This is a genomic window from Streptomyces sp. NPDC004752, assembly GCF_053601275.1.
The window spans coordinates 489-10,518 of the sequence record NZ_JBSGBN010000211.1 but is presented as its reverse complement, the minus strand read 5'-3'; the positions used below and the strand labels follow the sequence as shown (position 1 = coordinate 10,518).

Here is a 10,030-nt window from a genome sequence, read left to right as displayed (position 1 = left end):
GGCCTGCCTGCCGCGACCTGAGCACGAAAGCCGGAACCCGGCCCCACCACACCCGACACACCGTCAGGCACTCACACACTCAACAACGTGACAGCACCCCATGGATCGGTGCGAGGGAAGATCCAGGCAATGTCGAGCAGCAGGTCGTTGAGCCGCTCGACGGCACCCTCAGCGCGCTCCCGGTCCGTGACGTCCGTCAGGAGGTCGAGCAACTCCGCCTTCATGCCGGGCAGCTAAGGCTTGTCCCGCAAAGGATCTTCGAGTCGAAGTAGACGTAGGGGTCTCTGCCTGGCGCTGGAAGAACCGCCGGGGAACTGGTGGTTGGGGGTGTTCTCGTTGCCTATGCTCGGTGTGTGCAGTGGCATCAGATACTCGGCTTCGTAGCCGCAGTCACACCCCTGACATTGATTCCTGGGACCAGCTTCACCCTCGTCACGCAGCGAGTGATCGCTGGTTCGCGGTCTGATGGCGTCCTCGTCACGTTCGGTTCGGCGTGCGGGCTCTTGGTGCATGCAACGCTCGCCGCGGTCGGCTTGTCGGCCCTGGTCGTGTCCTCGGCCCAGGCGTTGACGGTGGTGAAGCTCCTGGGCGGTATCTATCTCGTCTGGTTGGGCGTGACCACATGGCGCTCAGCGCGTCGCGGCCTTGTGGCAACGAAGCAGGTGCGGTGGCGCTTGCCGTGGGCTGAGCTTGGGGTGTCTGGGAGTTCGAACCGCAACGGTGAGGTAGCCCGCACCTCTTGAACTCTAGTAGCCGTCGGCCGCTGATGTAATGATCTTGCCGTGGCTGGTGTAATCACGGCGTCGGAGCCGTTCTGGATAGTCCCGTTCACCGGGCTGAGCCCGCGCCAGTTCACCAAGCTGGTGACGGTGCTGCGTCGTGCGGGGGTCGATACCGCCCGCCGGGGCAGACCGTGGAGCCTGTCGCTGGCAGACAGGACACTGCTGGTCACCACGTACTGGCGCACGAACTTGACGATGCGCCAGCTTGTTCCGCTGTTCGGCATCTCCAAATCTGCTGCCGACCGCATCATCGACCACCTCGGTCCGCTTCTGGCGCTGCAGCCCCGGCGCCGCTTCGCCAAAGACGCCGTCCTCATCGTGGACGGCACCTGGTCCCCACCCGTGATCACACCATCGCCGAGCAGTCCAAGAACTACAGGTACTCCACCAACCACCAGGTCGTCATCGATGCCGACAGTCGCCGGGTCGTCGTGGTCGGCCGGCCTCTGCCGGGAAACCGCAACGACTGCAGGGCGTGGGAGCAGTCCGGAGCCAAAGCCGCCGTCGGCAGGACGATGACGATCGCTGACGGCGGTTATCCGGGTACCGGGCTCGTCATGCCCCACCGCCGCCGCAAAGGCGAGGAACTCCCCGACTGGAAACAGGAACACAACCGCTCACACAAGCAGGTCCGCGCCCGCGTCGAGCACGCCTTCGCGCGCATGAAGACCTGGAAGATCCTCCGCAACTGCCGTCTCAAGGGCGACGGTGTCCATCACGCCATGCTCGGCATCGCGCGCCTGCACAACCTCAACCTCGTCGGATAGGGGTCTCCAGGCCCAAGATCCTTTTGCGGGACAAGCCTTACCCGCTATACGAGATCGACGAACTACAGCGAACACGCCGATCTACGACTGAAGGGACTGAGCTCTCTACGGAACCCGGAACGATTCACTTGGCGCAGAGCACCACAGCCGTGGCTAAATTCATGTAGGCGCACGACGACAACCTGGCGCCGCACCCGTACTGTCCTCAAAACATCATCGGCTACGCAAGGAAACGCCGCGGCCGCGTCACTGGGTGTTCGCCCCGGGCCGGGTGCACGCAGGAGAGGGCGTACACAGCGGATTTCGCGACATCGCCCAGTCGGACGGCACACCGAAAATCGGAGGTCAACGATGATCCCACCACCCGCGACCGAGGAATGGACGCGAAGCAGAATCCACCGCACCGCCATCGTGACCATGATCATCATGGTGTCGGCCTGGTCGATTGACTACATCGACCGATTCGGCATCGGCATGGCCCTGCCCTCGATCGGGGCCGAGTTCGGGCTGAGCAAAACGCAGCAGGGTCTGCTGGTGAGCACGTTTGGCGTGGTCTACATGCTGTGCCAAATACCGGCCGGGTACGTAGCTGACCGGTTCGGCTCGCGCAAGGTGATGCTGGGGAGCCTCGTACTGTGGTCGGTGTTCACCGCGCTCACTGGACTGGCCGGGACGTTCGCGATGCTGATCGCGGTGCGCGCGCTGTTCGGACTCTCACAGGGATTTTTCCCGCCCGCCTCGTTCAAGGCGATCGCCGAGCGCACCACACCGGACCGGCGGGGGATCGCGGGTGGGGCGGCGTTCACCGCCTCAGGGCTCGCGGGGGGCATCGCCCCGCTCATCATGGCCCCGCTACTCGTCGCGGTCGGCTGGCGGCACACCTTCCTGTGGCTCGCCGCGGGCGGAGTGCTCCTCGGTGTCCTGCTCTGGAGCCTACTGCCGAAACCCCTTCCGGACCGGCTCAGCGCGCCCGTTGACGACACTGCCGCGCCGGCCGCGTCCCGCCGCGACGCGTTCCGCTCGCCGCAGTTGTGGATGTTCGCGGCGATGTTCTGCGCGTCGAACACCGTCAGCTACGGCCTGCTCACCTGGGTACCGAGTTACCTGTTGGAGACGCGACACGTGTCCATGGCGCAGACCGGTCTGCTCTCCGCGATCCCGATGCTCGTTTCCATGGTCACCACGCTCCTGGGTGGGTGGCTGTATGACCGGTTTTTCGCCGACCGCGCCCGCGTGTTCCTCGTCCCGATCACCGCCGCATCTGCGGTGATGCTGGCGCTGATGTCCACGGCGAGCACAACCACCGAGTTCACCGTGTACGAAACGCTGGCGCTCGGGTTGAGCGGGCTGGGCTGCATGTGCCTGTTCGGGCTGCCGCTGCGGGTCCTGCCGCCCGCGCTCACCGGCTCCGGGTACGCCGTGCTCAGCGTCGGCGGGCAACTCGCCGGGGTGGCGTCGCCCCTGCTGATGGGGTGGCTCGCCGACCAGTTCTCCTACACCGCGGCGTTCGGGCTCCTGGTCGTCGCCACGATGATCGCGACGATTTTCGCCATCATCGTCCCGCAGCGCCCCGACCAGTTCCGTCTCGGCGCCGCCGCAGTCGCGAAGGACCCCGGCAAAGCCGCCGGCATTCCCACGGCGTGAGCGTACCTGGCCCCGACCTGACCTTGAAACGACGCGTGCGAAACCCTTGAACGCCTCGTTCGGAAGGCGTTCGCCCGCGCTGGGGTTCGCGCTCCGGCCTTCGTACGGACACGAAAAAGACGCCCCGGCCGGGGCGGACAACGGATGAGAACAGAAAGATGTCGTGCATGAACGTCTCGGAGCTCGTAATTCGTGGAGGCAGGATCTATGACGGGAGTGGCGGTATCCCGTACGAGGGAGATGTCTGGGTCCGCGGAGATGTGATCGCCGGGGTGGGGGACGTTCCATCCAGCGTAAACGTCCGTGAAATTGATGCTCGCGGGCTTGCTGTGGCTCCGGGGTTCATCAACATGATGAGCTGGTCATGCGAGACCTTGATCGAGGATGGCCGCTCTCAAAGCGAGATCCGCCAAGGCGTGACATTGGAGGTGATGGGTGAGGGCAGGTCAATGGGGCCGATGAATGACGTCATGAAAGCGGAGTTTGAGAAGCGAGGATTTCACCCTGACATCCACTATCCAGTGGAGTGGACAACGTTGGGCGAGTACCTCGAATGGCTCGCCGGTCGGGGAATTTCACCCAATGTCGCCTCATTCGTCGGCTCATCAACCGTTCGCATCCACGCGATGGGCTACGACGACCGGCCGGCAAGCGCTGCAGAGCTTGAGCGAATGCGCGGACTCGTTCGAGAGGCGATGCAAGAGGGTGCCGTAGGACTCTCCTCGGCGCTCATCTATCCCCCCGCGACGTATTCGTCCACCGACGAACTCATTTCACTTGCGTGCGTGGCGTCCGAGTACGACGGTCTATACGCGTCACACATCCGCAGCGAGTCGGGGATGCTCTTGGATGCGCTCGACGAGTTCCTTGAGATCGCCCGGCGCAGTGGAATTCGCGCGGAGGTATACCACCTAAAGGCATCCGGACCGTCGAACTGGGACAAACTTGATGACGCGATTGCGATGATCGAGCGGGCGCGCTCGGAGGGTTTTCCGATCACCGCCGACATGTATCCGTACGCCTACTCGGGCAGGGGCCTTGACTCGTGCATCCCACCGTGGGCGCACGATGGCGGGTTCGACGCACTCCTCGCCCGCCTGAGCGATCCGGACACACGCAGCCGGATCCGGGCGGAGCTGCTCGCACCTGCAACTGGCAATTGGGAGAACGCCTTCTTTGAGACCGGCCCGGAGCGCATTTTGCTCGCCGGCTTTCGCAACGAAGTCCTCAAGCGACTCGCGGGTCGTACGCTTGCCGATGTAGCCACTGAACGCGCGATGTCGCCAGCGGACGTCCTCATGGACCTGATCGTCGAAGATGCAAGCCGGATGACATTCGCAATGTTCTTCTCGATGTCCGAAGAGAACGTCCGCAAGCAGGCCGCACTGCCGTGGATGAGCTTTTGCTCTGACGCGGAGTCCCAAGCACCGGAGGGGGTGTTTATGAAGTCAAGCCCGCACCCCCGCGCTTACGGGGCTTTCGCCCGCGTACTTGGCAGGTACGTCCGCGAGGAGCGCATCCTTACGTTGGAGGAAGCGATCCGGCGAATGACCAGCCTCCCGGCCGATAGCCTCCGGCTCAAACGAAGGGGGCGGCTGCGGTCGGGAGAGTATGCGGACCTGGTCGTCTTCGACCCCAACTTGATCAAGGACCATGCGACACCGACGGATCCGCACCGCTACGCGACCGGGATGGTCCATGTGCTGGTGAACGGCACGCCGGTCCTCGAGGACGGCGAGCATACGGGCGCGCTTCCCGGGCGCGTCGTGCGTGGACCAGGATGGCGGCAGTGAGTTTTCAGCGTGGGCACCGATCGGGTGACGGCTGGATCGGGCAGGGCCTTGAGCGAAGGCGTGCTCGGTGCGGGCGCGGACCTTGCGGTGGGAGGTGTTGTGTTCTTCTTTCCAGTCCGGGAGTTTGGTCTGTCCGCGCTCGCGTCGATGCGGGATGACCAGGCCGGTGGCGCGGTAGCCGCCGTCCGCGATGACCGTGGTGCGGCCGACGGTGTCTTGGCACCGGACAGCTCCCACGCCTTGCAGTCGTTGCGGCTGCCGGGCAGCGGTCGGCCGACAGCCACGACGAGCCGGGCGTCGGCGTCGATGACGACCTGGTGGTTGGTGGAGTAGCGGTAGTTCTTCGATCGCTCGGCGATGCTGTGGTCGCGGGCGGGGACCAGGGTTCCATCCACGATCAGCACGGTGTCTTTGCCGAACCGCTTGCGCTGTTGCAGGGCCAGCGCGGGCCCGAGGTGGCCGACGATGCGGTCGGCGGCCGACTTCGACACCCCGAACTGGAGTTGCCCCGGTCTGACAGACATGGACGGGCTTGCGGGCTATGCCGCGGATTGGACGAGGCTAATCGATGCGTCGATAGTGTGTCGACGCTCGAACTCGGCAGGGCTGAGATGACCGTTCGCTGAATGTCGACGACGCGGGTTATAGAAGCCTTCGATGTAGGCGAACAGGGCCTGCTCAGCGTGGTGGCGGGTGCGGAAGGTCGTGCGGTCGATGAGTTCTGTTTCCAGTGAGGCGAAGAAACTCTCGGTGACGGCGTTGTCGAAACACGAGCCGGGGCCGGTGGACGGCCGGATGCCCGCCTCCTCGCAACGCTGACCGAACGTCAGGCTCGTGTACTGGGCGAGTTCAATCGGTCGTTGCAACACCGGGCTGTTGTAGTGAGCGTAGCTGCTCGGCGAAGACCTCGGCGGGGGTCTTCCAACCGAGGATCTTGCGGGGCCGGTTATTGATCGCGAGGGCGACGGCTTCGAGGTCCTCGGCCGACCACCGGGACAGGTCGGTGCCTTTCGGGAAGTACCGGCGCAGCAGGCCATTGGTGTTCTCGTTTGTCGGTCGCTGCCAGGGCGAATGCGGGTCAGCGAAGAACACTCTCGTGCCGGTTTCGAGTGCGGACTGGGCATGCCCGGAGAGTTCCTTCCCACGGTCCCAGGTGAGGGACTTGCGTAGCTGCTCGGGCAGCTTCGTCATCGACGCCATCAGCGCGGCGTTCATCGCGACGGCTCCGTAGCCGCCGGGCGACGGACCGTTCTTCACGGGTGATTTCTCGCCCCAGCCCTCCAGCCGAGGCAGATGCACCAGGAGCGTGGCCCGGCTGCTGCGCTCAACGAGCGTGCCGATCGCGGACCGGCCCGTCCCGATGATCAGATCCCCCTCCCAGTGCCCGGGGACCGCTCGGTCCGCGGCTTCAGCGGGCCGTTCGCTGAGGACGACGTCGGCGGTGACATGCCCCTGCGACTTGTTGCGTGATCGAGCCCGCGGTTCCCGCAGTGCCCGACCGGTCCGCAGACACGCGACCAGCTCCCGTCTGAGCGCACCACACCCCTGGATGAACAGCGACTGACAGATCGCCTCATGGCTGATGCGCATGGACTCATCATCGGGGAAGTCGCTTCTCAGCCGGTGGGAAATCTGCTCCGGACTCCACGCCGTCGCCCATCTCCTGTCCTGCCGATGCGGCTTGTTCAGGCCCTTCCACGCAGGCGTCCCGGGGCCTGTGACGATCGTGCCGTCGGGTCGGCGGACGCTCCCCTCAAGCCGCTCTTGCACGTACTCACGCAACCTGTCGTTGCCCACCAGCTTCGCCGTCTTCGGGCGTTTCGCGGCCTGCTGCGCTTTCCACTGCGCCACCAGGGCGCGGTAGACCTGCTTCCCGCTCCTGGTCGCCGCGTTGCGGCGCAACTCGCGAGAAACATTCCCCGGGTCGCGTCCGATCCGGCGCGCGATCTCACGCACGCCGACCTCCCGAGCGCGAAGCAGCGCGATCTCCTCCCGCTCGGCGAACGACAAGCAGCGGCCCGTGGGCTCGTCCAGGCTGAGCGGCGGCATCCCGCCAGCGTGACGGAACCACCGCGACCCGACCGGCCACGACACACCCACCTCACCCGCGGCCCCAACCGTCGTCATCCCCGACGCGATCTGACGCCAGAACTCCCGCTGCACCGCGCGAGACGGCTCCGGCCGCCCCGGGGAACGCATCGGTGGCCGGAGCGCCCGATCCGCTGCCCACTGCCGGCGAGCACCCGCTGGCGCCTCCAGCATCCGTCGCGTACTCCGTTCCATCGCACACCTCCGTGATCGAGGTGTTGCGACGACCAGTTGAATCCGCCTGGGCACCCCTGTCGGTGTGGAAAACGATGCCGTGGACCCGACCGCCGCGGGCGGCCACGGCCATCTCGATCGCGTCGGTGGCCAGCGCGGTGCGCATGTGGTCGGCGATCGACCACGACGATCCGACGGCTATGCAGGTGATGTCGCCGCACCACCTGGTATTCAGCGTGTCTGCGGTGAAGTCGCGCATTACCAGGTCCGGCGCGGGCGGCGCGGTCCTGTCCGCGATCGTCGTCCGCTTCTTCTTGCGTAGGTGCCGGCCGACGATGTGGTTGATCCGCATCAGCCGGGTGACGCGCTTGCGGTTGATCCTGCGTCCTCTCGCGCGCAGTTCCGCATGGACGCGCGGGGCGTCGTAGGCGCCCCGGTGTTCGGTGTGGATGGCGCGGATCTCGCTCACGGTCCGCTTCTCCTCGGGCCGCCGCTCGGCGCGGGCCTGCTCGGTGGCCAGATGCCGGTAGTAGCCGGCGCGGGACGCCCCGAGCACCCGGCAGATCCGCTTGACGCCGAAGTCAGCGCGGTTCTCGGAGATGAAGTCCCGGCGGCGGGGGCTCACTTCACCTCTCGGGCGAAATAGGCGGCTGCCCGGCGCAGGATCTCGCGCTCCAGCCGCCACTCCTGCTCGGCCTTGAGCAGCCGGGCGTTCTCCGCTCGCAGCCGGGCCGGCTCCTCGGCCGCGTTCACGCTGCCGTCGCGGCCCTCCGGCACGGCCTGGGCCTCGTCCCTGCGCACCCACGTCCGAAGCGACTCCGCGGTGATGCCGAGATCCGCGGCCACCGCCGGGTACGTGCGCTTGCCGCCGGACGCGCGGTACAGCGCGACGGCGTCCTTCCGGAACTCCTCCGGGTACGGAGACTTACGTCCCACCTGGACATCCCTCCCTGGACCATCAAGATCCATTGTCAGGGTGTCCACTCCAAAGGATCAGCCTCAGCCCAGAGCCCGCCGGTCGTTTGACCGGCGGGCTCTCTCGTTTCCAGCGACCGTCCGCCCTGCCGAACGTTCTCTGCGGGCCGGCTCATCGGGTCGGTCAACAGCCGGCAGCCGGTCGACAGGACAAGGCCACCCAGGCCTCCTAGCTCCTGCGACCGAAGCGGCCGGACCCCTTGCGGCTGAGGACGAACCCGTAGACCGTCTCGCGATACCAGTGGTCCTGGAAGACCCTAGGCTTCTTGCCGTCGTCAGTAGTCCGGTCGGCGAACGGGACCTGTCCGCGGGCGTGGTAGGCGTGGACGGTCTCGCGCGCGAGGGCCTTGCCGCGGGTGGTCATGCCCAGCACCTCGGCGAAGTCGTAGATGTCCAGCAGGTCCCGCGGATCCCCTTCGGGTAGGTCGTGGACCAGGGTCGGCTCGGTTCCCTTGAAGGCCGCCCAGACATGCGGACGGTGCTTCTCCACCCATGCGTCGACCTCGTGCTGGTCATACGTACGCGGCTGCGTGCTCCGCGGCGCAGGGAAAGCCCGGCGAACGACTTTGTCGCCCTCGTGCTTCTCCTTGACCTTGGTCCACTGGATGCCGGTGTGCTCGGAGACGCCGTACCGCGGACCGATCATCTCCGCGGTGAGCTCCGCCTGTTCGCCCTGCGCCTCGGCGGCTGGCTCCGCGGCCGGCGCCGGGTTGGCGAGTTCCTTCTGGGTGCCGGCGTCCTCGTCAGTTGCCCACGCGTGGCCGGGCAGCTGAGCGCGTCGTTGGGCCGCGGCCCAGGTGCGCCGGCGATTCTCGTGCACCCACTCGTCGACCGCGGCCGCGCTGTAGCCGTTCTCGCCGGCCTCGGGGAACCCCTCGGCGCGGATCCACCCCCGCGCCGTCTGCCCGCTGACGCTGTACGCGGTCGCGACGCCCTGGGCGTCCAGTTGCTCCGTGCGCGCGATGGTCGAACGGCCCGGAAGCTCGCTGCCGGCTGCAGGGGCTTGCTCGCTGACCGCCGGCTCCTCGGCCGTCGTCTGCCGGCGCATGCGCCGCTTACGGTTCACGAACTTGTAGGCCGTCTCGCGGAACCACTTCCGCTCCGTGACCTCCGGCCGATTCCCGTCACCTGGCGTGCGGTCCGGGCCGGGCAGGACCTTCCTGGAGATGTACCCGCGCAGGGTGGCTTCCGGCACCGGCTCCGTCCGCCCGAGGGCCTTGCCCTCCCAGGCGCAGATATCCGACAGCGTCACCAAGTCCTTCGGCCTGCCGGCGGGCAGGCCGAACGGGTTGTCCGAGTCCTGCCCCTTCGCCCAGTGGACCGGGAGGTTCTCCTTCAGCCACTCATCCACCAACGCGGCGTCGCGGACCAATGTCCGTCCGGGACCAGACGGCCAACCCTCCGGGAAACCGGGGAGCGTGGTCCAGTAGGCCACGTTGCCCTCGTTGGACTCGTACTTCTCCGCGATGTCTTGTGAGGTCACGAGTTCATCAGCGTCGGCGGGAATCACCGTTACTCCTTGTCGGACCGGCAGTGAACCCGCAGGCCGTGGTCGAGGTCCCGCGGGTGGGGGCCTGGTCGGTCGAGCTCGAGGTGGGGCCGGCACCGCCGGCTCCACGACTGCGCCGGCCCCGATCGCACAGGGATAGGCACTAAAGTACATCACGGTAGAATAATACGCAACGCGTACACGAAGTGGTGCCGTCGCACGCCAGCGGGGGTGGGGTTGGGGGGCGGGGGGGGGGGCCCCCCCCCCCCCCGCAACCCCCCCCCCGAGTAAGGAGCCCGGGCCGACGAAGGGGCCCCC

The 10,030-nt window shown here is 66.7% G+C and carries 6 protein-coding genes and 4 pseudogenes; 4 read left to right on the top strand and 6 right to left on the bottom strand.

Translation table 11 applies throughout. The features are described from left to right. Positions 1-71: 71 nt before the first annotated feature. Positions 72-224: a hypothetical protein gene (locus ACWEKM_RS44245; protein ID WP_451626969.1), complete on the bottom strand. Its 153-nt coding sequence runs from the start codon at positions 222-224 to the stop codon at positions 72-74. Positions 225-353: 129 nt separating this feature from the next. On the opposite strand from ACWEKM_RS44245, the gene ACWEKM_RS44240 reads away from it, so the two are divergent. The 4 genes and pseudogenes from ACWEKM_RS44240 to ACWEKM_RS44225 all read left to right on the top strand — a co-directional run bounded on the left by ACWEKM_RS44240 (position 354) and on the right by ACWEKM_RS44225 (position 4,986). After that, complete coding sequence (locus ACWEKM_RS44240; protein ID WP_451626968.1) at positions 354-743, top strand: LysE family translocator; 390 nt, start codon at positions 354-356, stop codon at positions 741-743. Between the two features lie 39 nt (positions 744-782). Then, positions 783-1,549, top strand: a pseudogene (locus ACWEKM_RS44235) (transposase). 351 nt (positions 1,550-1,900) lie between these two features. Then, positions 1,901-3,193 (top strand): MFS transporter, encoded by a 1,293-nt coding sequence (locus tag ACWEKM_RS44230; protein ID WP_451626967.1) that lies wholly within the window; start codon positions 1,901-1,903, stop codon positions 3,191-3,193. Between the two features lie 167 nt (positions 3,194-3,360). Beyond that, positions 3,361-4,986: an N-acyl-D-amino-acid deacylase family protein gene (locus ACWEKM_RS44225; protein ID WP_451626966.1), complete on the top strand. Its 1,626-nt coding sequence runs from the start codon at positions 3,361-3,363 to the stop codon at positions 4,984-4,986. Positions 4,987-5,034: 48 nt separating this feature from the next. Here ACWEKM_RS44225 and ACWEKM_RS44220 read toward each other — a convergent pair. From ACWEKM_RS44220 to ACWEKM_RS44200, 5 genes and pseudogenes are all read right to left on the bottom strand, one after another. Then, a pseudogene (locus ACWEKM_RS44220) lies at positions 5,035-5,483 on the bottom strand (transposase); the annotation flags it as partial. Between the two features lie 42 nt (positions 5,484-5,525). Then, positions 5,526-5,831 (bottom strand): annotated as a pseudogene (locus ACWEKM_RS44215) (IS3 family transposase); the annotation flags it as partial. Positions 5,832-5,835: 4 nt separating this feature from the next. After that, entirely contained in the window at positions 5,836-7,248 is a 1,413-nt protein-coding gene (locus tag ACWEKM_RS44210; protein WP_451626965.1) for an IS30 family transposase, read from the bottom strand. Between the two features lie 22 nt (positions 7,249-7,270). Continuing rightward, positions 7,271-8,184, bottom strand: a pseudogene (locus ACWEKM_RS44205) (IS3 family transposase); the annotation flags it as partial. Between the two features lie 208 nt (positions 8,185-8,392). Beyond that, a complete protein-coding gene (locus tag ACWEKM_RS44200; protein ID WP_451626964.1) occupies positions 8,393-9,733 on the bottom strand; it encodes a hypothetical protein in 1,341 nt (446 codons plus the stop codon). Positions 9,734-10,030 lie beyond the last annotated feature (297 nt).

What these genes read in the sequence shown, in the direction of transcription:
- ACWEKM_RS44245 (WP_451626969.1), bottom strand. Translation starts at nt 224, where the DNA reads ATGAAGGCGGAGTTGCTCGACCTCCTGACGGACGTCACGGACCGGGAG.
- ACWEKM_RS44230 (WP_451626967.1), top strand. Translation starts at nt 1,901, where the DNA reads ATGATCCCACCACCCGCGACCGAGGAATGGACGCGAAGCAGAATCCAC.
- ACWEKM_RS44225 (WP_451626966.1), top strand. Translation starts at nt 3,361, where the DNA reads ATGAACGTCTCGGAGCTCGTAATTCGTGGAGGCAGGATCTATGACGGG.
- ACWEKM_RS44210 (WP_451626965.1), bottom strand. Translation starts at nt 7,248, where the DNA reads ATGCTGGAGGCGCCAGCGGGTGCTCGCCGGCAGTGGGCAGCGGATCGG.